Below are 24,662 nucleotides of genomic sequence, written 5' to 3'. Positions count from 1 at the left end.
CGATCACGGTGCGCTTCGGCCCGAGGACGCGCGCGTGCGCACCTTGGTCAGCGCGGCGGTGGCGGCCGCGGCGGCGGCAATGGCGCTGTTAATCGAGATTTCACCGCGCATGCCCGGCGCGGAGACCATGTCGCCGACCAGGAACACGCCGTCGCCGCGGTAGACGGCCGGCCGGTCGCGCCAGGTCTGGCCGGGCAGGTCCAGGGCGCCGGTGCGGCCCTTGGCGATGGCGGTGCGGTGAAAGGTGGTGCGCTCGCGCCAGTTCGGCAGCGCTTGGTCGGCGAGGCCTTCCAGTCGCCGGTGCGCGTCCGCGTGTGACTCGCCGGCGCGGACGGGCATCTGCAGTTGGTAGAGCGCCTCTTCGGCGGGCGCCACCGAATCGTCCTGCATGCTATAGCTCTCGTGGAAGCCGCCCTCGTCGAGATCGAAGATCAGATTGGTGTCCTTGCGGCCGGCCTTGACGGCGATGTCGAGCAGCGCGGCGTGTCCGCTTGTCCAACTGAGACTTTCGTCCCCCAGCAGGGAACGCGCCGCGGCGATGTCGGTGGCCACGATGACCGGGCCGCCAGCGGGCAAGGTGTCGATGCGCGCCGCGGTCTGCACCGCGACGCCGAGTTCCTTCGCGCGGTCGGCCATCCTGTCGATGACGGTTTGCCAGCCGCCACGAACCCAGCGCACCGCGGGCGGGTTGGGGCCGAGGACCCGTTGGAACAGCGTCCACACAAACGCCGCCGAAAGTTGGCCGGTGTCAGCGTGATAGGTGACGACGCTGATCGCGTTGGCCATCTGGGTGGCCGTCTTTTCGCCCCACCGCCCGCTGGCCCAGGTGTGGAAGTCGACGTCGACGGGCGCGGTGAGCCATTTGCGCGATTGCGGGCGCAGCATCGGTAGCGGCGGCAGCGCACGGATGCGCCCGTCGGCGCGAAAGTGCAGCAGTGCGGCCATGGCGACCGGACCGGGCCACCCGAGGCGTTTGACGAAGCCGCGCTTTTTCAGCCACTTGTAGTGCGGACCATCGGCGTAGAACACGTGCGCACCGTCGTGGGCGACATAGGGCGGCGGTGTGGCACGGCCGCGGCCACCCAGGCGATCGTGCGCTTCGTAAAGCCGCACCGGGACACCGGCTTCCGCGCATGCGATGGCGGCGGTCAGGCCGCCGAGACCACCGCCGATCACGCTGATGTGGCTACCCATCGTTGTTCCTTTCTTCGGGGTTGGGCGTCGGATCCGACCACTGCAGTCGGGCAGCGATCATTTCCGCGGTGGAACGCAGGTATCGCTCCTCGTCGATGGCGGCCGGGTGTTCACCGCCGAACGTGTCGCGGATCAGCCAGTAATGCGCGACCGCGCTGAGCACCACGACGGCGGCGGCGTCCCAGTCGTGTGCGCCGTGGTCCGGCCCGGCCAGTTCGGCCAACCCGCGGGAGATCACCGACAGCACCTGCAGGTACTCGTTGCGGCGGAACACCTCGAGGACCTCCGGGGAGGCCGAGGTGTCGCGCAACAGGATCCGGGTGACGTCGCGGTTGTGGTCCAGCCGGCCCAACCCCACCCGGCAGAGCAGCACGAGCCTGTCGACCAGCCCGGCACCGGAGGCCACCTGGTCGAGCAATTCCAGTACCGAGAAGCCGGGCTCGAAGAACGGCGCCCACTGGTCGCGATCGGCGAGGGTCTCGCCGATGGCCTCATAGAGCAGTTGGTCCTTGGAGCGAAAGTGCCGGTACAGCGCGCCCGAGCCCGGCGACAGCCCGGCGGCCTGTTCGATCTGGGCGATCGTGGTGGCCGCGAACCCGCGTTGCCCGAACAGGCGCAGCGCTTCGGCGATGATCCGCTGTCGCGACGTGACGGGCACCGCGCCTCCTAACAAGTAAGTGCTTACTTGCAGTAAAGCAGCAGCCGGCACCGGCCGCAAGACGCGGTCGCGAGTCAGGCGTGCGGCAGCCGGTCGAAAACGGCGAGGACCAGGACGTGGGTGGCGTTGATGAGTTGCGCCCGGCGGCGCCGGCGATCCTGCAGGAGCCAGAGCGTGGCGGCGGTGGTGATGGCGCCGATGATTTCCTCGGCGATGATGGCCCGCTGCGCCTTGGGCAGTGTGGTCTTGGTGAAGGCGGCGGCCGCCAAAGTCTCCACCGAGGCGGCGAACCGCTGGGTTTGCGCGGCCCAGGCGGCATCCACCGCGGGGCTTACGCCGAGGATCTCCAGCAGGGTGATCCGCGCCCGCCGCTGGTCGGCGTCGATGGCTTCGAAATAGCCTGTCAGCGCCGCCCGTAACTGAACGTCGAGGGTGTCCGCCGGCGCCTGGGCGACGGCGCTCACCATGGCCTGGTGTATTTCCTCGGCGCATCGCTGGTAACAGGCGAGCAACAGTGTCTCGCTGTCGGGAAACGATTCGTAGAAGTACCGCTTCGACAGCCCGGCGCTGGCGCAGACCTGGTCGACCGTCGCGGCGCGGTAGCCGACCGTGCCGAACACGTCGACGGCGGCCTCGATGAGGCGCGTGCGCCGCTGCTCGGCCCGTTGGCCGGGGGTGGATCCTCGATACGTTCGCGACGGCTGCACTACCCGATATTGACACACGCGGGTTCCCGATCCGGGTTGTTGAGGTGCTCGTTGGCGGCATGGTCATCAGGCCGTGAGGATGGCCTTGATGGCGTTTCCGTGGCAGTGCTCGCGCAGGGCGTCCGGAGCGTCGTCGAACGAGGCGGTGAGCGTGGTGACCAGCTCGGGTCGCAGCTTTCCCGCGGCCATGAGTTCGAGCACCGAAGGCATGACGGCGCGGACGTGACTGCGACCGATGTGCAACGTCACGTTGCGCACGTAGCAGGCGGCCAGGGGCACGCTGGCGCGCCGGTGCAGCGACCAGACGCAGGTGCAGATGCCGTCGGGCGCGGTGTGACGAAGTACCTGTCGGAGCCCGCTCGGGGTGCCGGTGGCGTCGACGGTCAGCGCGGCGGTCGGCCACTCGCGGGGGTGCCGCGGATCCAGCGCATGGAAACCCAGTTGCTCGGCGCGATCGCGGACGGCCGCACGGCCGTCGACGATGTGAATTCTGCGCGCGCCCAACGCCTGAGCGATCAGTCCGGTACACAGCACCGCGCTGGAGGTCATCGGCTCACGGCTGCCCATGCGGCCCACGATGAGCGTCTCGGCGTCGGGATCGGCGGCCAGCAGGCCGGGTAGGTGTGGCGCGACTTGCCGGTAGGCGTCGCAGACGTTGTCCCCCACCCCGGCCGCGGCGGCCGGCTCGACGCCGTCGGGCAAGGCCACGAGCATCGCATCGGCGAAGGGAACGGCCATCAGGTCGGCCAACGCGCCGCCCCAAAGGCCACCGGAGATGCCGAACCCGTACATTGACGCCGGGGGAACCGACAGGCAGCTGCCGGTGTGGCCACGCCGGCAGGCTGAGCAGCGCCCGCAGCTGATCTGGAACGGCACCACCACCCGGTCGCCGATCCGAACGGAGGTCACCTCGTCCCCCACGTCGACCACTTCGGCCACGCATTCGTGGCCGAGGTGCAGCGGCAGCGGAAATGGGGTGCGGCCCAGCATCATTGCCCGGTCCACGTCGCAGGTCGCCACGGCGATCGGTCGCACGATCGCGGCCTGCGGGCCGGGCAGGGCGGGGCTGGGCAGCGACCGCCAGCGCAGCGCGCCGCCGGGGTAGGCGACGAGCCCGCGCATGCGTTGCCGGCTCGCCCGGCGGCGCCCGCCGCTCCCCCGGCCCAGTTGCTTGATCCGCATCTTGGTGTCGCGGTGCAGCGGCAGGCGCGCGGCCGACAGCGCGTCGGGACTCAGCAGCCTGGCGTAGTGGCCCAGCGCCGTGCGGGCCCGAACGAGATCGGTGTTCATCCTTGGTCCTCCAAGACCTGCGCCAGCCGTGTGCGCAATTGACGTTCCAGTGGCGGGGTCGACAGCAGCGGCTTCGCCCAGCGGGCCATCGCCACCCAGCGGGGCATGGCAACCCGGGCAGCCCGCCGCTGCACCGCGTCGGCGAGCTTTTCCCCACAGTCATCCGCCGACAGCGTCCGCCTGAGCGGACGCGGAAGTGTGGCCAGCATGGCGGCGAAGCCGGCAGAATCGGACATGGCACGCCGGAATAGTGGGGTGTCGACCCACGACATATGGGCCGAGCCGACATCGACGCCGCGCCAAGCCATCTCGAGTCGCAATGCGTTGGCGAACTGCTCCGCACCTGCCTTGCTCGCCGTGTATGCGGCCAGACCTGGAGCAGCGACGAAGGACGCAACCGACGCGACCACCAGTACGTACCCTTTTGCGCTGACGAGTGCGGGCAATGCGGCGCCGACGGTGTTGAACAGGCCGATGAGATTGATGTCGACGACTTGGCGGAACTGCGCCGGCTGCATGTCGAGCACCGGCGTCCAGGAACCCACGCCGGCGTTGGCCACGACGGCATCAAGGCGACCGAACTGCCGAATGCCGGCATCGACCGCCATTCGCATGGCGTCGGGATCGCGAACATCGCCTTGCACAACCAGGCTTCGGCCGGGCCCGAATTCGCCTGCCAACGCTTGCAGTGCGGGCCCATCGACGTCCACGAGAAGAAGCCGTGCGCCACGGCGGTACAGCGCGCGCGCCGTGCTCGCGCCGATTCCGCTGCCGGCCCCGGTGACCAACACCGCCTTGTCGACAACCACGACGGGCCTCCTTCGGGAACGGAACGGTTCCAGTTTCGTATCAGGAACGGCGCCGTGTCAATATCTGCCAAACAGGTTGTTCGAACGCGGCTTTGCACCGCCATTTCGCATACGTGCGCGGAACGCGGTTGGCGTCCCGGCAGGACATGCATCCCACCGATTGGGCCATGCGCGCGTCGCACGGTTGATCGCCTCAGCCGCAGTGACGACAGTTGGTGGCGGCGGCGTTCAATCAATCAAACGTTCCGCCACTGGTTGTGCTCACCATGACGAAGGCGGCCCGCTGATGAGTGTTTTTCGCGTCGAAGCCGGCGACGGGGAGGCGGTACTGCTGCTGCATGGCTATCCCCAGAGCGCATCGTGCTGGCGTCACCAGATCCCGGCGTTGGCCCAAAGGCACCGCGTCGTCGCCGTCGACTGGCCGGGCTTCGGGCGCTCCGATCCGCCCGACACGCCCGCGACATATGAGAACGAGGTAGGACGGCTCGATTGTCTCGTCAATTCGCTGGGACTGCGGCAATTCAATCTGGTCGCTCACGACTACGGCGCGTTCCTCGGTTTGGGTTATGTGCTGCGCCACCCGCAAAAAGTCATGCGCCTGGCGGTGCTGAACTCACGCGCGCACAGCGTCTTTCGACCGATGTTCTATCGTTTCCTGCTTCAACAACGCTGGGCCGTGACTCATGCTCCCGGCGTCGTGCGCAACCTTCCGCTACGGCGGCTGCATCACGTTGCGTTGCGCCCGTATCGCCGGCTCGGGTGCTTCGACGACGCCCTCGAAGCCGAGTATCTGGCATGGATGGACACGCCGCCCGGGCGGCAAACGTTCGTTGATTTTTTCCGCGATTACCGGGTGCCCGCGGTGCCCGAATTGGCCGCCGGGTTGGAGCGGATCCAATGTCCGACGGCGATCATCTGGGGCGACAGGGATCGCACTATTCCCTTTGCGACCGGCCGAGAACTTGCGGAGCGAATTCCGGCGGCGACCCTGACCCGCATTGCCGGCGCGGACCACTTCGTCATGGAGGAGCGGCCCGACGAAGTCACGGCAGCGCTACTGGACCTGCTGGCCCGCCCCTGCCGGGCATCCCGGGATCCGGCTGCGACGGACCTATGGTAGCCGCTTGCATTACATACATACTGCATGTATCTTCGGGCGTACGTCATGGATTGGACTTACAGCGCAACCGCGGCGGGGATGTCCACGGTCTAATGCGTTGCAGCCCAGGCTATTCCCGTATGCCAAAGGAGCAAAGTCATGGCACCTAGCACCCAGCGCCATAAGGTGATGTTCCCCAGCGCCGACGGCCAATGCGCCGCCTGGCACTACCCGGGCGAGAACGGGGCGTGCGTGGTCATGGCTGCCGGGCTGGCCGTCACCAAGGAACCCGGGACCGATCGTCTGGCCAAGCGCTTCCAAGACGCCGGCTACCACGTGCTCGCCTTCGATTACCGTTGCCTCGGCGAAAGCAGCGGCACGTCAAGGCAACTAGTGCGTTTCCGCGACCAGTTGGCCGACTACCACGCCGCCGTGGACTTCGCCGCAACGCTGCCGGGCGTGGACCGCGACAAGTTGGCCATATGGGGGTTCTCGGCTTCCGGCGGGCACGCACTCGTCATAGCCGCACGTCATCCCCGCGTTGCCGCAGCGATAGCGCACGCACCCGCGGTCGACGGCCTCCATGCCATGCGTAACGCGTTGCGGTACATGACACCTCAGGCGTTCACCAGGTTGATCAGCCGCGCCACTGTCGACACCGTCGGTGGAATGTTTGGGCGCCAGCCCCTGCTCGTTCCGCTGGCCGGTGAGCGCGGCGCCGTGGCGGCGTTGACCACACCGGATTCGCGAAACTACGTCCGAGCGCTCAACCCCGGAAACCGCTACCCCGAATGGCGCCAAGCGGTGGCCGCGCGGTCGGCGGTACGCATCGGCTTCTACCGGCCCGGCCGATACGCCAAGCACATTCGGTGTCCGCTGCTCGTTGTCGCCTATAGCGATGACGGCGTGGCTCCGCCCGGACCGGCAATCCATGTGGCGCAACGGGCCTCCCGCGGCCAGCTCGCCCTGTTACCCGGTGGTCACTACGCGGCATTTCTCGACGGCGAGGAGGAGGCCGTGCAGGCCATGCTCTCCTTCCTGGCCCGCGCGTTGTCGCGCCCCGGGCTTACGCGCGATGCGGCGCCCCGTTCCATTCCGCGAACGTAAGCCCGCTGCGACTTTCGGCCCGGGTTTCCGCGGTGGGCTTACGCTCGCGGGCTCGAGGTATGTGACGCGGACCACCTTCATGTGGTAGACATATATTCCTAATAGGAATATGCCAGCCAGGAGGCTCAGTGTCAGCGCCCGCCGAAACCCCCACCGCGGTCATCGACCGCATCACGCTTGTCCTGGACGCATTCGACGGACCCGGGCGCCTCACGCTGGCCCAGATCGTCCGGCGCACCGGCCTGCCCCGCTCGTCGGCGCACCGAATGCTCGAACGCCTGGTGCAGCTGCGCTGGCTGCGCCGCAGCGGCCGCGATTACGAGCTGGGCATGCGCCTGGTCGAGTTGGGCTCGCTCGCCGTGCATCAGGACCGCCTGGTGCGCGCAGCCGCCCCGCTGCTGGGTGAATTGCACCGCGCGACCGGGTTGGTCGTGCATTTGGCGGTCCTCGACGGACCCGACGTCGTCTACCTCGACAAGATCGGCGATTCGCCGCTGGCGCCAATCCCCACCCGGGTCGGCGGCCGCCAGCCCGCGCACTGCACCGCCGTCGGCAAGGCGATGCTGGCGTACCGCGAGGGGGACGCCCCGGTGGACTTGCGGGTCCGCAGCACCAAGTACTCGATCGCCACCGGCGCGCAGCTGGCGGTCGAACTGTCCCGGGTGCGCGCGCACGGCGTCGCCTTCGAGCGCGAGGAATCTCTGCTCGGATTCGGTTGTGTGGCGGCGCCCATCGGCAATCCGGGTGAAGCCGTCGCGGCGGTGTCGGTGTGCGGTCCGATGAACCGGATGACGTTCGACCAGCGATTGATCGCCCCGGTCCGGATGACCGCGATGGGCATCTGGCGCCACGCCGAGGACGGCCCGCAGCGCGTCGCGCCCACCCTGCAACCCCTTCGTCCGCTGCGTCTCGCGCCGCGCCCCGCGTTGCAATACGCGTGAGGCTCGACCCGCAGATCGCCCCGATCATCGAGCAACTGGATAGTGGGTTCCCACCGGTTCACCAGATGAGCGGCGCCGAGGCCCGAGCGCTGATCCGGTCCAGGTTGGTGCCACCGGCGCGGCCCGAACCGGTCGCCGAGGTCACCGATCGCTCGATCGAGGGTCAGGGCGGCCCCATCCCCGTGCGCAGCTACCGACCCGAGGCGGCGGGGCCACTGCCCGTCGTCGTGTATGCGCACGGCGGCGGGTTCGTGTTTTGCGACCTGGACAGTCACGACGACCTGTGCCGAAGCCTCGCCAATCTTGTTCCCGCCGTGGTGGTTTCGGTTGGCTATCGGTTGGCCCCGGAGAACACCTGGCCGGCGGCGGCCGAAGTCGTGTACGCCGCGACGTGCTGGGCCTATGACAACGCCGCCGCGCTCGGATCCGATCCCGGGCGTCTGGTCGTGGGTGGCGACAGCGCCGGCGGCAATCTGGCCGCGGTGGCCACGGTCATCTCTCGCGACCGCGGCGGCCCGATGCCGGCAGCCCAGCTGCTGATCTACCCGGTGATCGCGGCCGATTTCGACACCGAGTCCTACCGGCTTTTCGGCCAGGGCTACTACAACCCGAAGCCGGCACTGCGGTGGTACTGGGATTGCTATGTGCCGTCGAGCGAAGACCGCGCGCATCCCTACGCCACACCGCTGAACGCCGACCTACGCGGACTACCGCCCGCCGTGCTGGTGGTCGCCGGCCACGACCCGCTGCGCGACGAAGGATTGGCCTTCGGCGCCGCGCTCGAGGCGGCCGGCGTCCCCACCCGGCAATTGCGGTACGAGGGCGGCATCCACGGGTTCATGACGATGCCGATGCTCGACCTCGCGCACCGGGCGCGCAACGAGGCCGCCGCAGCGCTGGCCGATCTGCTGCGGCAGTAACGCGCCGGCTTCGACGGTTGACCGGAGGTTCCCGGTGGTCGGGAGCCGGCCCCGCTGCGTCCCCCGGGTGTCATACGGTCGGCTCATGGCCGACGGCGAAGTCTTCGTGATCGACCGGGTAGTGACCCGGCCCGGATGCGCTCGCCGATTCGTCGACGCCTACCTCGCCGACTACGCCCCCGGCGCGCGGGCACGGGGGATGACGCTGCGCGACATCCTGGTGAGCCCGCCGATCTGGTTCGACGACGACGCCAACGTCATCACGGCGACCTGGACCCTGCCCAGCGCCCGGGCATGGTGGGAGATGACGTGGAAAGGCCGGCCGGATCCAACGCTGGGCGAATGGTGGTCGCGCATCGACGAATTGGTCACCGAGCGGTCCCGGACCTGCGCCGCGAGGGCCGACGACGTCGACGGGCTGTGCGATGTATAACCTCACGCGACTGATCGACGTCGCCGAGGCCGATCGCGACCGGATCCTCGAAGCGCTGCGCACGGCCGCCCGTGCGACGACGCCGCTGCGCTCGGTGGTGCAACCGACACTGCCCGGCTCGCGCAACGGAGGCGACATCCTGGTGCACCTGCGATTCGCGACCGAAGACCAATGTGACTGCGCAACAGAGGCTTTCGCTAGCGTGCTGGCCGATCCCGCGGTGGGTCGGGTCAACGGCGTCGACTACGGGGGCACGCCCACCCGCTGCGGCGAGCAGGGTGGCACGGTCTACCGGGCGCTGCTGCTGCGCGTGCAGCCGGACACACCCGATGCCACCCTCGCCCAATTCGAGCGCGAGCTGTCTTCGTTGCCGCGCTATCTACCGGTGATCCGTGCCTGGCAGCTGAGCCGGGTACGAGCGGCGCACGGAGCGTCTTGCTGGACACACGTGTTCGAGCAGGAGTTCGCCGACGTCGAGGCGGTGATGGGTCCTTACCTGATGCACCCTGTGCACTGGGCGGTGGTGGACCGCTGGTTCGACCCCGAGACCACCGACGTGATCGTCCGGGACCGGGTTTGTCACAGCTTCTGCCCCATCGCCGACCCGATTCTGATCTAGACCCCGGCGGGAAGGATGTTCGGATTGGCGGTCGCCGGCGGCTCTAACGGCGGCAACACCTGCGCGCCGTCCAGGCTGTGCACCGGTAGCCGCTGCGACCAGGGATAGTGCAGGCTGAACGCGACCAACCCCGTGCGGGTCGCGGCGGGCAAGTGGCACATCGCCAGCACGGTCTCGGCCAAATACTCGACCGGTTCGGTAGGGAACGAATCCGGGATCAGTTGCGCGGCACCGGGTGTGCGGACCGCCGTCGACGGTCCGACGCAATTCACGGCGATGTTGGCGTCCAGCAGCTCGGCGGCCACCCCCTGGGTGAACCGGTGCAGGGCGGCCTTCATCGAGGCGTAGACGACGTCACCAGACGTCTTGTTGTATTCCCGGTACGGCCGCACCGGGGCCACGCCGGTGACCGACCCGATGTTGACGACCCAGCCCGCTCCAAGCTTACGCATCTGCGGCACAACCGATTTCGTCAGTGCGAACGGAATGCGAAGGTAGTGGTCGACGGTGCGATCGAACGTTTCCAAGCTCATCTCCTCGACCACCGCATAGTCGGCGAAACCGGCGTTGTTGACCAGGATGTCGATGCGACCCGTGCGGTCCAGAACCGCATCGACCAAACCGTCACGCTGCCCGGCGTCCTCGAGGTCGGCCGCGACGGCAAACGCCGAGCCGCCGGCGGCCTCGATGGCCGCCACCGTTTCACCGATGGTGCCGGGCAGGGCGGTGGTGGAGGCGGCCCGGGTCGAGGGCGACGGCGAGTGCGATCGTGCGGTCACCGCCACCGTGGCACCCTCGGCGGCGAGGCGCTGTGCGATCGCGCGGCCTATACCGCGGCTACTGCCGGTCACCAAAGCCGTTTTGCCACAGAGCAAACCACTCATCGTAGCTCGAGATCCGCTTCGATCGGCGCACGGTGGTCGCGCCAGAAGTCGACGAGGCGGTATGGGAAGGCGGTCACGATCCGGCCTCCACCCGAACGATAGTAGGTGTGCGCCGACGGGGTGTGGCACCACACGGTGCCCGCCATGGCCGCATCGACGCTCGCGACGTAGCTCTCGTAGGCGCGCCGCGTCACCTCCACGGCGGAGGCCTGCCGCAGCGCCATCAACTGCAGGCATTCCATCACGTAATGCACCATCACCTCGACACCGAAGTTGTGGCCGGCGCCGTGTCCCGGGCTGTAGTTAGGGGCAGACGAGATGAACAAATTCGGGAATCCGGGCACCATCCCGCCCCGATAGGCCCGGGGGGCGTTGCCCCACTCGTCGGTCAGCTTTTTGCCCTCGCGGCCCCGGATATCCACGGTGGAAAGGAAATCCAGGTGGTAGCCGGTGGCGTAGACGATGACGTCCAGGTCGAGTTGCCGACCGTCGGCCGTGACGATTCCGGCCTCGTTGACCCGGGCCGGTTCGCCGGCCTCGACGTCCACGTGCTCGCGGGCCAGCGCCCCGTAGTAGCCGCCGGGATCGCGGATGATCCGTTTGCCGTAGGGGGCGAAGTCGGGCGTGACCTTGCGGGCGAGGTCGCTGTCCGCGCCGAACACGCGATCGATGTAATCCAGACACATCTGCAGCAACACGTCGTTGGCCGGCGAAATCGACAGGTGTTCGGCCGCCCACTGCGGATCATGCAGGATGACCGGATAGTTGTTGTCCGATGTTCCCCAGTAGGACTTGAGCCGAATCCAGTTGGCGTAGTACGGCAGTCGGGTGCACAGCCAGCGCTGGTGGGCGGGGACGTCGTCGGAGGCCCGCCGCCGCGGTGCGACCCAGTGCGGCTGGCGTTGGAACACCGTCAGGTGCGCGACCCGGTCCACGCAGGCATCGACGATCTGGACCGCGGTGCAACCGGCTCCGATGATCGCGACCCGCTTACCCGCGAGATCCAGCTCCGGGTCCCACTGCGCGGAATGGATGGAGACCCCCGAAAACGTCTCGCGCCCAGCCAGATCCGGCCAGCGCGGCCGATTGAGATAGCCGGCGGCCGGAATCACCACGTTCGCATAATCGACGTCGCATGTTCCGTCCGGCCCGACGGAGTGAATCTGCCATTGCCGGCGTCGCTCCTCCCACCGCAACGCTTCGACCACGGTGCCGAATCGGATGTGCTTGCGCAGGTCGTTCTTGTTCGCCACCGATACCAGGTAGGCCTGATATTCCGCACCCTGCGGGTAATAGCTCGACCAGTCGCCGTTGATGTCGCGCGACAGCGAGTAATACGCCGAGGGCGTATCCACCCCGATACCGGGATACCTGGTGGTGTACCAGGTGCCGCCCACCTCGTCGTTGCGCTCGATGATCTGGTACTCGATGCCGGCGTCCGCGCAGGCGAGCGCCGCGGTGATGCCGGCGATGCCCGCGCCGATGATGACGACCCGGAAACCCGCCGGAAGTTTCGCGGTGCGCGGAAGGACCGGTTGGGAGGGCTGGAATCCGCTCTGCTCGAGGAGCAGTCCGAGATACTCCGGGCCGACCTCTCCGCCCAGCGCGATGGGCGCCACGCGAGCGAACAGGTCGAGGTCGTCGGCGGGTAGCGCGCCCGCTCGGCGCGGTGCCCCCAGTGCGGTGACGATCTCGTCGATGAGCCGAGCGGCCGTCTCCGGATCGGTGGCGCCCGCCTGCTCCGGCGGGTTGGGCACATGGGTGATTTTCGGCCCGAACCGAGCGGCGACGGTCGGGTCCCCGGTCAGCTGCGCCAACACGGCGACGAGCACCCCTGGATCGGCCTGACGCAGGTTGGCCCGCAACTCGCCGACGTCGTGGGGATCGGAGCCCGCCAATCCGGCGTTCTCGGTCGTGACGGGGACACCAGTGCTCATGCCAGCGAGTATCAGTGCGGTCCAGCCCGCTTGGGAGGCCCCTGCCTACTCAGCGGGACGTGGACGACCCGGTTGCGGGCGTTGACGCTTACCGTGACCGGCATGCAGTCCGATGACCTCGACGTCATGATCGAACGGGCACGTAGCCACGGGCTCGGCGATATTCCCCGGCGATCGGCCCGCCGGCACCCGCACAAGATCGCGATCATCGACGACGACGTCGTGCTGACCTTCGCCGAATTCGACGGCCTGGTGGACCGGACCGCGGCGGCGTTGCACGACAGCGGTTTTGGGCCCGGGAGCCGATTAGGCCTCTTGTCCCGCAACTGCTGGCAGTACGCCGTGCTGGCGTTCGCGACGGCGCGCGCGGGAGTGGTCTTGGTCCCGATCAACTTCATGCTGACCGCCGAGGAGATCGCCTACATCCTCGAGCACAGTCAGGTCGGCGGCTTGGTCGTCGAAGCAGATCTGACGCCGACCGCCGAACAGGCGATCCGGCGCGGCGGAGTGGTCAGGGCCCGAGTCGCGCTGCTACCAAAGGGACACGAGGGCGTGCCCGGGTGGGCGGACTTCGCCCAGTGGCTGACGATCGACGCACCGGTCCCGAACCCGCACATCGACGACGACCAGCCCGTGCGGCTGATGTACACCAGCGGCACCGAATCGCGCCCCAAGGCCGCCATCCACACCAGCCGCAGCCTGATGTGGCAGTACGTCAGCACGATCGTCGCCGGCGAAATGTCGCACGACGACGTCGAAATCCATTCGCTGCCGCTGTATCACTGTGCTCAGCTGGACAACTTCCTGGCCACGGATGTCTACCTCGGCGCGACCAGCATCATCCTGCCGCGTCCCGATCCCGAAGCGGTGCTGCGCACGATCGAGCGCTACCGCGTCACCAACTATTTCGCTCCCCCGACCGTGTGGATCTCGCTGCTGCGCTCACCGGTCTTCGACCGGGTGGACCTGTCCAGCCTGCGCAAGGGCTACTACGGCGCCTCGGCGATGCCCGCGGAAATCCTGCGCGAGATCCGCGAGCGGCTGCCCAACCTGCGGCTGTGGAACTTCTACGGCCAGACCGAGATGGCCCCGCTGGCCTGCGCTTTGGGTCCCGACGAGCAGGATGCCCACGGCGGATCGGCCGGTCGGCCGGTGCTCAACGTGGAAACGGTGATCCTCGACGACGACGACAACCCCCTCCCCGCCGGGGTGGTCGGCGAGATCGCCCACCGCAGCCCGCATTTGACGTCGGGCTACCTCAACGACCCGGAACGCACCGCGGCGGCGTTCAAGGCCGGCTGGTTCCACTCCGGTGACCTCGGCTACTACGACGAACACGGACTGCTGCACGTCGTCGACCGCAAGAAGGACATGATCAAGACCGGTGGCGAGAACGTGGCCAGCCGCGAGGTCGAGGAAGTTTTGTACCGCCACAACGGAGTCCACGAGGTCGCCGTGTTCGGCCTGCCCCACCCGGTGTGGGTGGAGGCGGTGGCGGCCGCCGTCGTTCCGCGCGACGGCACCACCCTCACCGAGGACGAACTGTTGTCTCACTGCCGCGCGCACCTGGCCGGATTCAAGGCACCCAAACGTGTCTTCTTGGTGGATGCGCTGCCCAAGAACCCCAGCGGAAAACTGCTCAAACGGCTGCTGCGGGAGCGCTTCGGTGTCGAGCAGCACGCGTTCAGTTGATCTCGAAGCAGCGCTGCTCACTACAGTTGCCCACATGAGCTCACCTCTGCCGCGTCTGGTGCCACCCGCCAGCACCGACGCCGCTACGACCGAAGAGTTGCGCAACGAGGTGCGCGACTTCCTCGCCGATCAACTGGCGGCGGGCGCGTTCACCCCGTCGGTCGATGCCTGGCTGACGGGGTGGGACGAGACCTTCACCGCCGCGCTCGCCGGGCGTGGCTGGCTGGGCATGACGGTGCCGCCCGAATACGGCGGCCACGGGCGCTCTTTCATCGAGCGATTCGTCGTCACCGGGGAACTGCTCGCGGCGGGCGCGCCGGTGGCCGCGCACTGGATCGCCGACCGCCAGATCGTGCCCTCGCTGCTCAAATACGGCACCGAAGAACAGAAGCGAAAGTTCCTGCCCCGCATCGTGCGCGGCGAGTGCTACTTCGCCATCGGGATGAGTGAGCCGGACTCGGGCTCCGATCTGGCCAGCGTGCGCACCCGCGCGACCCGCGTCGCCGGCGGCTGGTCACTGACCGGCACGAAGGTCTGGACTTCGGGCGCCCACCTCGCGCACGCGTTCATCGTGCTGGCACGCACCGCGCCGGTGGACCCGGCGCATCGGCACGCCGGACTGAGCCAGTTCATCGTCGACCTGCGCGAGCCCGGCATCGAGATCCGGCCGATCGTATCGATGAACGGCGCCCACCACTTCAACGAAGTCGTCCTGGATTCGGCGTTCGTCCCCGACGCCATGGTGTTCGGTGAGATCGGCAACGGCTGGCAGCAGGTGACCTCCGAGCTCGCCTTCGAACGCAGCGGACCCGAGCGGTTCCTTTCCACGTTTGTCCTGCTGGCGGCCTGCGCGGATCGCATGGCGGCCAACACCATTCCCCGCGATCCGGACCTGGGGCGACTGGTGGCGCGCGTTGCCGGCCTGCATCAGATGTCCACCGCGGTGGCCGGTGCGCTGGAACGACACGAGCCCGCGGACCTACCCGCCGCCGTGGTCAAGGTGCTGGGCACCGTCACCGAAGGCGACATCGCGGAATTCGCGGATTCGCTGGACTCCCCCGATCCGCTGTACGCCCACCTGGCCCGCCAGTCCGTGGATCAGCGGCCCGGCTTCACGCTGCGCGGCGGCACCAACGAGATCCTGCGCGGCGTCATCGCGCGCGGATTGGGCATGCGATGAGCGCCGGGCCGCCGGTCGACGGGGCACTCGTCGACATGATGCGCGCGGTCTTCGCCGGTCATCGTGACAAGCATCCGCCCACCACACCGATCCGGCGGGATCCGGACCTGTGGCGGCACCTCGACGAGCTCGGCCTGGTACGCCTGACCGGTCCGGAGCAGCGCGGCGGCAGCGGGGCCGGCTGGTATGAAGCGGCCGAACTCCTGGCCGCGGCGGTTGAGCACGGTGTCCGAATCCCGTTGGCAGAACACGATTTATTAGCATGCTGGCTGCTGGAAACCAGCGGAATACCCACCGACGGCGCGGTTCGGACCGTGTGTGTGCTCGACAACCAGGGCGGCGCGACCGAGGTGCCGTGGGCCGCCTCGGCCGACCGGATCGTGGTCGTCTGGCGAGCCGAGGGTGGACGCCACGTCGCCGACGTCGCCGCCGGCCGACTCACGATCACCCCGGGCACCAACCTGATCGGCGAGCCTCGCGACACGGTGGTCGCCGACCCGGCGAGCCTGCGCGGCGTCCCCGTCACCGCGGCCGTGCTCACCCAGCTGCGGCTGAAAGGCGCCCTGGTGCGGTCCATCCAAGTCAGTGCCGCCTTGGACCGGATCCTGCAGATGTGCGTCGAGCACGTGAGGGCACGGGTCCAGTTCGGCCGCCCCCTGTCCAAATTCCAGGCCGTGCAGAACCTCATCGCCGATATCGCCGCGGAGGCCGCGCTCGCCCGAGCGGCGACCGAGGCCGCGCTGCACGCCGCGGTCGTCGGTGCATGGTCGACACCCAACCTGAATTTCCTTGTCGCCGCGGCGCGGTCGTGCGCCGGCCACGCGACGTCGGTGGTGGTGCGCAACGCCCACCAGGTACACGGTGCGATCGGCACCACCCGTGAGCACCGCCTGCACGAATTCACCCGGGCGGCGCTGGCCTGGCGTTCGGAGTTCGGCTCGCTGCGGTATTGGGACGAACAGGTCACCGACGCCGCGCTGTACGCGAGCGCCGGTGACCTGTGGGGCCTCATCACCGGCTGAACCCCACACCGTGTTCCACTGACCGGGCATCCGAGGTGTCGGCGAGGGCGTCCCGGAGTTGACTGACGCCATGAGCAACGACATCACGCTGCCGGAATTGCAGGAGTTCATCGCGTCCTTCTGGTACCACTACGACGAGGCCGACTACGACGCGCTGGCGGCGAGCTACGCCGAGGACGTGCGCTACCTGACCCGAAGCGATTCCGGCGCAAGCCCTTTCGAAGAACTGATGTCACCGGAGCTCACCGGTCGCGACGCGGTGCTGGAATGGCTGTCGGAGCACCGCAAGCAGAGCCCGTACCCGTTGCGCCACCACGCCACCAACCTGCACCGCACCGGCTCTGACGGGGATGTCACCCGCGCCCGGTTCTACATCTTCGTCAACCAGATCGCCGACTTCGTGCCGTTCGCGGTGTCCAGCGGGGTGGTCAACGTCGGCGTCCGGCGCGGCGCCGACGGGCTTCAGTTCAGCGAGATGGACGTGATTCTGGACGCCACCAACTCGGTGCTCCTCGCGGAACTGCACGCCGAAAGCCGCACCGGCTCATAGCAATGAACGCACAGCGGGCCTTCGGGGGCGGAATCGCGGTGATCACCGGTGCCGGATCCGGTATCGGCGCCGGCCTGGCCCGGTACGCCCGCCGGCTGGGCATGACGGTGGTGCTGGCCGACATCGACGGGAACGCCGTCGCCGCGCTGCGCGACGAACTGTCCGCGGGAGGCGGCGCGGCCCACGACGTCATCTGCGACGTGCGCGATCCCGGCGCCGTGCAGGACCTCGCCGACCGCACCTATCGCGACGTCGGTCCGGTGCGCCTGCTGGTGAACAACGCGGGCATCGAACAGTTCGGCTACCTGTGGGACACCCCGGTGACCAACTGGCAGCGCGTGATGGACGTCAACGTCAGCGGTGTCTTCTACGGCGTGCGCGCGTTTCTGCCCAAGATGATGGCCGCCGACGAACAGGCCTGGGTGTGGAACATCGCATCGGTGGGCGCGGTGGTGGCGATGCCGCTGCAGGCGCCCTACATCGTGAGCAAGCACGCGGTGCTGTCCTTGACCGAGTGCCTGCATCTCGAGGTGCAGGCCACCGGGCACGACCATCACATTCAGGTCCAGGCCGTGCTGCCCGGGCCGGTGCGCTCCAACATCTTCGAGTCCGCCGGCGGCGTCGATCCGGGGGCGGCCAGTGACGCGGCCGCCGCCGAAACCCACCGGTCGAGCATGCTCGGTATCAAGGCCGCGTCCATGGATCCGCTGGAGGCCGCCGAGGCGATCTTTCGGCAATCCGCGCAGGGCCGGTTCTACCTGCACACCCATCCGGACAGCGTCGGTGCGGCGATGGCCGAGCGGGCCAACGTACTTGCCGCGCAACGGCCCCCACGACTGCGAACCGAGACGCGGTTCAGCACCGAGGCGCCCTGACGTGACGACGACATGACCTGCTACGCACTGGATCCCGACGCGGCCGCCCGGGTCGCCTCGTTCGGCGAGATCGCTTCGATGCGGCAACGGGGTCTGGCGGCGGTGCGTGCCGGGCTGGAGTCCGCGCCGCTGCCCGAGACGATGCCCGAGATGGCCGGCGTCACCGAGACGCTCGCGCCGGGCGCCGCCGGTGGCATCCCCGTCCGGATCTACCGTCCCACAACGGTTTCCGACGCGCCGGTCTTGGTGTATCTGCACGGGGGCGGACTGGTGATGGGATCCAACCACTCGTTCGAGCCGCTGGCGCGTGAGCTCGCCGCGGCGTCAGCGGCCACCGTCGTGGCCGTGGACTATCGGCTGGCCCCGGAGGCAGCGCCGCCCGCGCAGTTCGACGACGCCTACGCCGCCACCGAGTGGGTGTCGCGCAACGCCGGCGAATTGCGCGTCGACGCCGACCGGCTCGCGGTGATCGGCGACAGTGCCGGTGGCTCGCTCGCGGCGGCGGTCGCCTTGGCCGCGCGCGATCGCCACGGACCGCCCATCTGCGCGCAGGCGCTGCTGTATCCCGGCTTGGACCGCGACATGACCGTTGCCTCAGCCACTTCGATGCCCGACGCGCCGCTGCTCACCCGCGACGACATCGACTACATGCACGAGCTGGTCGACGCCGGTGCCGGGCCGCCCACCGACCCGTATCTGGTCCCGGCGTATGCGGCCGACCTCTCGGGCCTACCGCCGGCGATCGTGGTCACCGGAGGCTGTGACCCCATCCGGGACTGGGGTGAGCGCTACGCGGACCGGCTCCGCGACGCCGGCGTGCAGACCACCGTCACTCGTTATCCCGGCATGTACCACGGCTTTCTGATGCGCTCGGACGCGACCGCGCGGGGCCGGCTGGCCGTCGCGGAGATTGGAGCGCTGCTGCGGGCCAAGTTCGCGAATCCGCTTCGGTTTGACGTCCCGATCACCGGACAGCGGTCCGCCGCATCGCGATAGCGCTGCGCACAATCAACCGACCCTGACCGTAAAGGAGACAGCTGATGCTCACCGACGAGCGCCGGATGGAGCTTTCCGACGTGTTGCGGCCGGCGGCGCCGCCCCGCGAGATCGACAACGTGTACACCGACGACCAGCGTGAGCGCCTACTCGACGTGGTGCGCACCGAAGGCCCCTGGCGACTGATCATCGCCCAGCACTTCGCGTCGGCCGACGAGTTGATGGCGACGATGAGCGGCATGTTTCCCGAAGGGTTCACCCCCTCGCTCGATTTGTTCCTGACGCCGACGTTCCGCGGTTACCTCGCCAACTGCGGCGCGGTGCTCTACCCGCAACTGCACGACTGCTTCTACAACGAGCGGTTCCTGGAGATGGCCAAGAGCTACTGGAACGCCGAATACGCCAAGCCACAGTTGATGCTGTTCAACATCAATGGCCCGTGCGCCAACCGCGATCCCGGCCACCTGGATTCGCCGAGCTTCCGCGGCGTGCGCCACGAAAACGCCCCGACATGGCTGACCAGCGTCATGGGTAAGTCGGGTCTGTTCGGCGACTACCTGATCAAGATGGCACAGGTCATCACCTGGTTCTCCCTCGACGCCGGCAGCGGCTTCACGTACTGGCCGCACGGACCGCTCAAAGCGCCGCAACGCATCCTGCCCCCGATCAACAACCGCGGCGTGGTGGTGCAAAACGAGATGATGGTGCACCGTGGTGAGGCGAATGGCCCTCTGGATCAACAGGTTCCGGCAGGCCTGGGCTTCGACACCGTGTTCGCCGGGGACCCCGCCAGCCGCGAGCATTGGTTGCTGAAGAACGGCGCGGACGTGATCGCCCGGCATCACACCGACGAACTCCGGTTCCTGGTGCACTGGTCGGCCGAAGTGTTCGCCGACTACGACGAGCTGAAAAAGAACATGGACGGTTCGGATGACCTGACCGTCGCGAAGGCCATCGACATCATGGTCGACGACCTCAAGACCAAGGGCGTCACGCTCGACATCCCCAGTGAACCGCTGCACGATCCGGCGTTCATCAGCGCGCTCAACGCCGCCTACGACCTGGGCGGCCCTGCCGTGTACCCGGAGGACGCCCCGGTCAGCGCCTTCCAGCCGGCATGACGAAAAGGGCCGCACTGATGGATCGTTTCGCCGATCGGCGGGTCATCGTCACGGGCGCCGGCTCCGGCATCGGGCAGGCCACGGTGGCGCGCCTGCTCGACGAGGGGGCCACCGTCGTGGCCTACGACATCGTCGCGGACGGGTTGACCCGCACGGCGGCCGCCGCCGACGACGCGGGCAGCGGCAATCGCCTCACCACCGCCGTTCTGGACATCTCGGTCGAGGAGGACGTCATCGCCGCCGTCGATACCGCGGTAGCCGACTTGGGCGGCCTCGAGGTACTGGTGAATGTCGCTGCCGTGCAGACCTGTTCGCACACTCATGAGACCACCCTGGCCGATTGGAACCGGACGCTAGCGGTCAATCTGACCGGCACGTTCCTGATGACGCGGCAGGCGCTACCGGCGCTGCTTGAATCCGGGCGCGGCGTGGTGGTGAACTTCACCTCCACCGCGGCATCGTTCGCCCATCCCTACATGGCCGCCTACGCCGCCAGCAAGGGCGGCATCCTGAGTTTCACGCACTCGCTGGCGCTGGAGTACTCCAAGCGGGGGCTGCGCGCGGTCAACATCCAACCGGGCGGCGTCTCGACGGCACTGGCCAACAGCACGCTGGACAAGATGCCCCAGGGGTATGACCTCGGCCTGTGGGCCAAGCAAACTCCGCTGCTGCACGGCAAAGACAGCGAAATACTCGGCGACGCAAGCGCGGTGGCGTCGGTGATCGCGATGGTGGCCTCCGACGACGGTGCGTTCATCACCGGCACGGAGATTCGCGTCGACGGCGGCGCGCACGCCTGACATGGTTGCTGATCGATTGCAGGACCTATGCGACGAGCGCGACGTGCAACGCGCGCTGATCCGGTTCGCCCGGGCCATGGACGACCGCGATTGGGCGCTCATGGCCGAAATCCTGGCCGAGGATGCGCAAGGGGATCTCGGGACGGGACGGCTACAAGGACGCGCGGCGATCATCGGATTGATTCGCGAGTTCCTCGACAAGTGCGGCCCCACCCAACATTTCTTGGGCAACGTCATCGTCGACGTCACAGGAGACACCGCGGCCAGTCGCGCCTATGTCCGCGATGTGCACCTGGACGCGACGGCTGATTCGACGACGCGGTTCTACACCATCGGCGACTACCACGACACGTGGCGGCGCCGCCCGGACGGATCGTGGTGTTTGACGAAACGGATCAAGGCCAACCGCGCTTACGTCGGAACACTCGACGTGTTCGGTGCGTGACGGCCGCCGCCGACACTCAGGCGTCGACGATCGCCAATTCTCCCGTAGCCACCGCGAACTGGATCGACTCCCGCAGCGCGTCACAGGCCAGGAACGGCCCGCGGTGATGGCCGGCCAGGCGGTCGGCGTCGCGGCGCTCGATGCAGCGCGCCGAAGCACCCGCGTCCCACTGCACGCTGGTCTGGTTCCAGCTGCTCTTGCGGGCCAGCACCCGCGCACCGCAGTTGCGGCACGTCACCGCCGCCATCGGCATCTCGTCGAGTCGATTGTCCTCGCGCAGAAACGGTTCCGCAGACATCAGGCCTGGGCCGCCATGTTGGCCTCGACCTCTTTCATCCACGCCTCGTAGGGGCGGGTGGTGTCGAGCTCGAACTCGAAGCGGTCCACCATGTCTGGCTGCACGTCGGCGGCGTCGACGTAGAACTGCTGATACCAACGGCGCAGCTGATAGACCGGACCGTCCTCTTCGACCAGCAGCGGGTTGTCGATGCGGGCCTTGTGCCGCCAGATTTCGACGTCCTGCTCGAAGCCGAGCTTGACGTAGTCGCCAAGGGTGATCGCGGTCTGCATGGCCTGATCGTCGGGCAGCGTGTCCGACTTCTTGACGATGATGCCGTATTGCAGCACAAAGGAATTCGAGTCGATCGGATAGTGGCAGTTGATCAGGATGGTCTTGGCGTCGCCATGCTCGTAGTGATAGGTCAGGTCGTCGATCATGAACGAGGGGCCATAGTAGGACGCCACGGACGTCGTGCCCAGCATCTGCGATCCGGTGCCACCCATGTCGGGCCGGCTTCCGCCGTTCATGTACTGCGTGGCCACATGGCCCTCGAAGATGTTCTTGAAGTACGTCGGCAACGAGCCGTGAATGTAGAAGAAATGCGCCATATCGACGACGTTGTCGATGATCTCGCGGCAATTGCTCCCCACCACCGTGGTGTACCAGTGCCAGTCGGTCCACTGGTCGCTGGTGGCGCCCTCGATGCGCGGGATCGTCACCTCCGGCGGCGGCGGTTTGCGCTCCGGGTCGTTCCAGACGAACAACATGCCGTCCTGCTCCAGCGTGGTCCAGGCTTGCGTGCGGGCCAGTTTCGGGGTGCGCCGGCTGTAGGGCACCTGCTTGCAGCGCCCGTCGCCGCCCCACCGCCAGTCGTGGAACGGGCAGGCGAGCTCGTCGCCCTTGACCTCGCCCTGGGACAGGTCGCCGCCCATGTGCCGGCAATAGCTGTCGAGCACGTTGATGGTGCCGTCTGCGCTGCGGAAGACGACGAGTTTCTGCCCGAAGGCGTTGATCGCGTGCGGCTTGCCGTCCCCGAAATCCCTCAGCAGGCCCAGGCAGTGCCAGCCGCGGGCGAACCGCGTCGGGGCGGCCTGCGCTTCGATCAGGCGGACTTCGTCGGCCTCGGTTTGCGACGTCATAGGGCTGATTAAACTCGCCGCGGCCCGCCCGCGGGACCCCTTGTTCCACTGATCAGGATGGCTCGTCCCGCCGGGCGAGGTTGCGACCTACCGTTGCGGGCGTGAGGACGCACAGCGCGACGATTCCTGCCGGGCTTACCGTGGCCGACACCTGCGTCGACCTGCTCGTCGTCGGCTCCGGCACGGGCATGGCCGCGGCGCTGGCCGCCCACGAGTTGGGGCTGTCGGTGCTGATCGTGGAGAAATCCTCGTACGTGGGCGGCTCGACCGCCCGTTCGGGTGGCGCGCTGTGGCTGCCGGCCAGCCCGGTGCTGACGCAGGCGAACGCCGGCGACACCGCCGAGCGCGCCGGCGCCTACCTGGACGCGGTGGTCGCGGGGTCCGCGCCCCCGCAGCGGTCCGCCGCGTTCGTCGCGCACGTGGCGGCGACCGTGGACATGCTGCGCCGCACCACTCCGCTGCGGCTGTTCTGGGCCCGCGACTATTCCGACTACCACCCCGAGGAACCGGGCGGCAGCGCCGCCGGCCGCACGTGCGAATGCCGCCCCTTCGACACCTCGCAGCTCGGCGACTACCGCACCCGGCTGGAGCCCGGCCTGATGGAGGTCACCGTCCCGATGCCGACGACGGGCGCCGACTACCGCTGGATGAACCTGGTGGCTCGCATGCCGCGCAAGGGAATTCCCACCTACGGCAAGCGACTGGCGCAGGGCGTGGGCGGCCGCCTGCTGGGCCGGCGCTACGCCGCGGGCGGACAGGGCCTGATGGCCGGGTTGTTCACCGGGGTGCTGCGCGCCGGCATCCCGGTGTGGACCGGCACCGCGCTGGCGCGCCTCGCCCGCGAGGGCGACCGCGTGACCGGCGCCGTCGTCGAGCACGACGGGCGCGAGGTGACGATCACCGCGCGGCGCGGCGTGGTGCTGGCGACCGGCGGTTTCGACCACAGCATGGACATGCGCTGGAAATTCCAATCGGAATCGTTGGGCGCCAACCTCAGCCTCGGCGCCGCCGCCAACACCGGCGACGGGATCCGCGCGGGACAGGAAATCGGCGCCGGCATCGACCTGATGGACCAGGCGTGGTGGTTCCCCGCGGTCGCGCCGCTGCCCGGCAAGGCGCCGGCGGTGATGCTGGCCGAGCGATCGCTGCCGGGCTGCCTGATCGTGGATCAGCATGGGCGCCGGTTCGCCAACGAGGCGACGGACTACATGTCGTTCGGGCAGCGATTGCTGCAGCTGGAGCGCTCGGGCAGCCCGGTGGAGGCGATGTGGATCGTCTTCGACCAGCAATACCGCAACAGTTACGTCTTTGCCGCCGAACTCTTTCCGCGGATGCGCATCCCGCAGACGTGGTATGACGCCGGCATCGCGGTGCGCGCGGACAACCTCACCGACCTGGGCGCCCGGATGGGTGTTGAGGTGTCGGAGTTCTTTGCGACCATGACCCGCTTCAACCAAAACGCCGCTGCCGGTGCGGATCCCGACTTCGGCCGCGGTCGCAGCGCCTACGACCGCTACTACGGCGACCCGACCGTGAAGCCGAACCCGAACCTGCGGCCGTTGGTCAACGGCCCGTTCTACGCGGTGAAGATGGTGCTGTCCGATCTGGGCACCTGTGGTGGACTGAAGACCGATGAGCGGGCGCGGGTAGTGCGCGAGGACGGCGCGGCGATCGCCGGGTTGTATGCCATCGGCAATACCGCCGCCAACGCGTTCGGCACGACGTACCCGGGCGCCGGCGCGACGATCGCGCAGGGGCTGGTGTATGGCTACATCGCAGCCAGGGAGGCGGCTAGGGCGGCAGGTGGCCACCAGGTCTAGTCGGATCGTGTGCGGCGGTCATTCCGACCCCGGGCTGGCGTCCTCGTCGTCGTCTCCGTCGCGCAGCAGTTTTTCGGGGTGGTGGAAGGTGTTGGTGCGGGGTTGGCCGGTGTCGAGGTGTGGGGGTGGGATCCATTGGGTGTC

At 68.2% G+C, this 24,662-nt stretch carries 26 protein-coding genes; 16 read left to right on the top strand and 10 right to left on the bottom strand.

Annotation, left to right across the window (positions count from 1 at the left end):
• Nucleotides 1–3: 3 nt before the first annotated feature.
• The 5 genes from A9W96_RS19565 to A9W96_RS19545 all read right to left on the bottom strand — a co-directional run bounded on the left by A9W96_RS19565 (nt 4) and on the right by A9W96_RS19545 (nt 4,658).
• Entirely contained in the window at nt 4–1,194 is a 1,191-nt protein-coding gene (locus A9W96_RS19565) for an NAD(P)-binding protein (RefSeq protein WP_067142253.1), read from the bottom strand.
• Complete coding sequence (locus A9W96_RS19560) at nt 1,187–1,852, bottom strand: TetR/AcrR family transcriptional regulator (RefSeq protein WP_067142250.1); 666 nt, start codon at nt 1,850–1,852, stop codon at nt 1,187–1,189. The genes A9W96_RS19565 and A9W96_RS19560 overlap by 8 nt, the downstream gene beginning before the upstream one ends.
• A gap of 74 nt (nt 1,853–1,926) precedes the next feature.
• Nucleotides 1,927–2,559, bottom strand: coding sequence for a TetR/AcrR family transcriptional regulator (locus A9W96_RS19555; RefSeq protein ID WP_197499576.1), 633 nt, complete (start codon nt 2,557–2,559; stop codon nt 1,927–1,929).
• Nucleotides 2,560–2,625: 66 nt separating this feature from the next.
• Nucleotides 2,626–3,849 carry a zinc-binding dehydrogenase gene (locus A9W96_RS19550; RefSeq protein WP_231999746.1) on the bottom strand — a complete coding sequence of 408 codons (1,224 nt, stop codon included), beginning with the start codon at nt 3,847–3,849 and terminating at the stop codon, nt 2,626–2,628.
• A complete protein-coding gene (locus A9W96_RS19545; RefSeq protein WP_067142244.1) occupies nt 3,846–4,658 on the bottom strand; it encodes an SDR family oxidoreductase in 813 nt (270 codons plus the stop codon). The genes A9W96_RS19550 and A9W96_RS19545 overlap by 4 nt, the downstream gene beginning before the upstream one ends.
• 202 nt (nt 4,659–4,860) lie before the next feature.
• Between A9W96_RS19545 and A9W96_RS19540 the strand changes: the two genes are divergently transcribed.
• From A9W96_RS19540 to A9W96_RS19515, 6 genes are all read left to right on the top strand, one after another.
• The gene (locus A9W96_RS19540) at nt 4,861–5,778 is read left to right on the top strand and encodes an alpha/beta fold hydrolase (protein WP_231999745.1); all 918 of its coding nucleotides are present in this window, start codon (nt 4,861–4,863) and stop codon (nt 5,776–5,778) included.
• 138 nt (nt 5,779–5,916) lie between these two features.
• Nucleotides 5,917–6,864, top strand: a complete 948-nt coding sequence (locus A9W96_RS19535; protein WP_066869834.1) for an alpha/beta hydrolase — start codon at nt 5,917–5,919, stop codon at nt 6,862–6,864.
• 128 nt (nt 6,865–6,992) lie between these two features.
• Nucleotides 6,993–7,805 carry an IclR family transcriptional regulator gene (locus A9W96_RS19530; protein ID WP_067142238.1) on the top strand — a complete coding sequence of 271 codons (813 nt, stop codon included), beginning with the start codon at nt 6,993–6,995 and terminating at the stop codon, nt 7,803–7,805.
• A complete protein-coding gene (locus A9W96_RS19525; protein ID WP_067142235.1) occupies nt 7,802–8,725 on the top strand; it encodes an alpha/beta hydrolase in 924 nt (307 codons plus the stop codon). The genes A9W96_RS19530 and A9W96_RS19525 overlap by 4 nt, the downstream gene beginning before the upstream one ends.
• An 85-nt stretch (nt 8,726–8,810) precedes the next feature.
• Nucleotides 8,811–9,158 carry a hypothetical protein gene (locus A9W96_RS19520; protein WP_066869844.1) on the top strand — a complete coding sequence of 116 codons (348 nt, stop codon included), beginning with the start codon at nt 8,811–8,813 and terminating at the stop codon, nt 9,156–9,158.
• A complete protein-coding gene (locus tag A9W96_RS19515; RefSeq protein ID WP_067142232.1) occupies nt 9,151–9,777 on the top strand; it encodes a Dabb family protein in 627 nt (208 codons plus the stop codon). Before A9W96_RS19520 ends, A9W96_RS19515 begins: the two co-directional genes overlap by 8 nt.
• On the opposite strand, the gene A9W96_RS19510 is transcribed toward A9W96_RS19515, so the two are convergent.
• Nucleotides 9,774–10,661: an SDR family NAD(P)-dependent oxidoreductase gene (locus tag A9W96_RS19510; protein ID WP_066869851.1), complete on the bottom strand. Its 888-nt coding sequence runs from the start codon at nt 10,659–10,661 to the stop codon at nt 9,774–9,776. The two genes, A9W96_RS19515 and A9W96_RS19510, sit on opposite strands and share 4 nt — an antisense overlap.
• The gene (locus tag A9W96_RS19505; RefSeq protein ID WP_067142229.1) at nt 10,658–12,598 is read right to left on the bottom strand and encodes an NAD(P)/FAD-dependent oxidoreductase; all 1,941 of its coding nucleotides are present in this window, start codon (nt 12,596–12,598) and stop codon (nt 10,658–10,660) included. Before A9W96_RS19505 ends, A9W96_RS19510 begins: the two co-directional genes overlap by 4 nt.
• 93 nt (nt 12,599–12,691) lie before the next feature.
• Between A9W96_RS19505 and A9W96_RS19500 the strand changes: the two genes are divergently transcribed.
• The 9 genes from A9W96_RS19500 (at nt 12,692) to A9W96_RS19460 (ending at nt 21,279) form a co-directional block, all read left to right on the top strand.
• Nucleotides 12,692–14,290 (top strand): acyl-CoA synthetase, encoded by a 1,599-nt coding sequence (locus A9W96_RS19500; protein WP_082972491.1) that lies wholly within the window; start codon nt 12,692–12,694, stop codon nt 14,288–14,290.
• A 34-nt stretch (nt 14,291–14,324) separates the two neighbouring features.
• Complete coding sequence (locus A9W96_RS19495; RefSeq protein ID WP_067142226.1) at nt 14,325–15,470, top strand: acyl-CoA dehydrogenase family protein; 1,146 nt, start codon at nt 14,325–14,327, stop codon at nt 15,468–15,470.
• Nucleotides 15,467–16,492: an acyl-CoA dehydrogenase family protein gene (locus tag A9W96_RS19490; protein ID WP_067142223.1), complete on the top strand. Its 1,026-nt coding sequence runs from the start codon at nt 15,467–15,469 to the stop codon at nt 16,490–16,492. Before A9W96_RS19495 ends, A9W96_RS19490 begins: the two co-directional genes overlap by 4 nt.
• Nucleotides 16,493–16,562: 70 nt before the next feature.
• Nucleotides 16,563–17,042, top strand: coding sequence for a nuclear transport factor 2 family protein (locus A9W96_RS19485; protein ID WP_066869866.1), 480 nt, complete (start codon nt 16,563–16,565; stop codon nt 17,040–17,042).
• A gap of 2 nt (nt 17,043–17,044) precedes the next feature.
• Nucleotides 17,045–17,917, top strand: coding sequence for an SDR family oxidoreductase (locus tag A9W96_RS19480; RefSeq protein ID WP_067142219.1), 873 nt, complete (start codon nt 17,045–17,047; stop codon nt 17,915–17,917).
• A gap of 12 nt (nt 17,918–17,929) precedes the next feature.
• Nucleotides 17,930–18,913, top strand: coding sequence for an alpha/beta hydrolase (locus A9W96_RS19475; RefSeq protein ID WP_067142216.1), 984 nt, complete (start codon nt 17,930–17,932; stop codon nt 18,911–18,913).
• Nucleotides 18,914–18,957: 44 nt separating this feature from the next.
• Nucleotides 18,958–20,034 (top strand): hypothetical protein, encoded by a 1,077-nt coding sequence (locus A9W96_RS19470; RefSeq protein ID WP_067142213.1) that lies wholly within the window; start codon nt 18,958–18,960, stop codon nt 20,032–20,034.
• 17 nt (nt 20,035–20,051) lie between these two features.
• A complete protein-coding gene (locus A9W96_RS19465) occupies nt 20,052–20,834 on the top strand; it encodes an SDR family NAD(P)-dependent oxidoreductase (RefSeq protein ID WP_067142210.1) in 783 nt (260 codons plus the stop codon).
• A 16-nt stretch (nt 20,835–20,850) separates the two neighbouring features.
• Nucleotides 20,851–21,279 (top strand): nuclear transport factor 2 family protein, encoded by a 429-nt coding sequence (locus A9W96_RS19460; protein ID WP_067142274.1) that lies wholly within the window; start codon nt 20,851–20,853, stop codon nt 21,277–21,279.
• A 16-nt stretch (nt 21,280–21,295) separates the two neighbouring features.
• Here A9W96_RS19460 and A9W96_RS19455 read toward each other — a convergent pair whose 3' ends face one another.
• A complete protein-coding gene (locus tag A9W96_RS19455; protein ID WP_067142207.1) occupies nt 21,296–21,577 on the bottom strand; it encodes a ferredoxin in 282 nt (93 codons plus the stop codon).
• Nucleotides 21,577–22,698: a Rieske 2Fe-2S domain-containing protein gene (locus A9W96_RS19450; protein WP_067142204.1), complete on the bottom strand. Its 1,122-nt coding sequence runs from the start codon at nt 22,696–22,698 to the stop codon at nt 21,577–21,579. The genes A9W96_RS19455 and A9W96_RS19450 overlap by 1 nt, the downstream gene beginning before the upstream one ends.
• 101 nt (nt 22,699–22,799) lie before the next feature.
• Between A9W96_RS19450 and A9W96_RS19445 the strand changes: the two genes are divergently transcribed.
• Nucleotides 22,800–24,518 carry a 3-ketosteroid-delta-1-dehydrogenase gene (locus tag A9W96_RS19445; protein WP_082972489.1) on the top strand — a complete coding sequence of 573 codons (1,719 nt, stop codon included), beginning with the start codon at nt 22,800–22,802 and terminating at the stop codon, nt 24,516–24,518.
• A gap of 18 nt (nt 24,519–24,536) precedes the next feature.
• Here the strand turns inward: A9W96_RS19445 and A9W96_RS33390 are convergent.
• Nucleotides 24,537–24,662: hypothetical protein (locus tag A9W96_RS33390; RefSeq protein WP_369830853.1), on the bottom strand; the 126-nt coding region annotated here is incomplete at its 5' end.

This window comes from Mycobacterium sp. 1245852.3, assembly GCF_001669335.1.
Lineage (GTDB): Bacteria > Actinomycetota > Actinomycetes > Mycobacteriales > Mycobacteriaceae > Mycobacterium > Mycobacterium europaeum_A.
The sequence above is the reverse complement of the archived record's forward strand: the minus strand, read 5'-3'. Positions and strand labels throughout refer to the sequence as shown.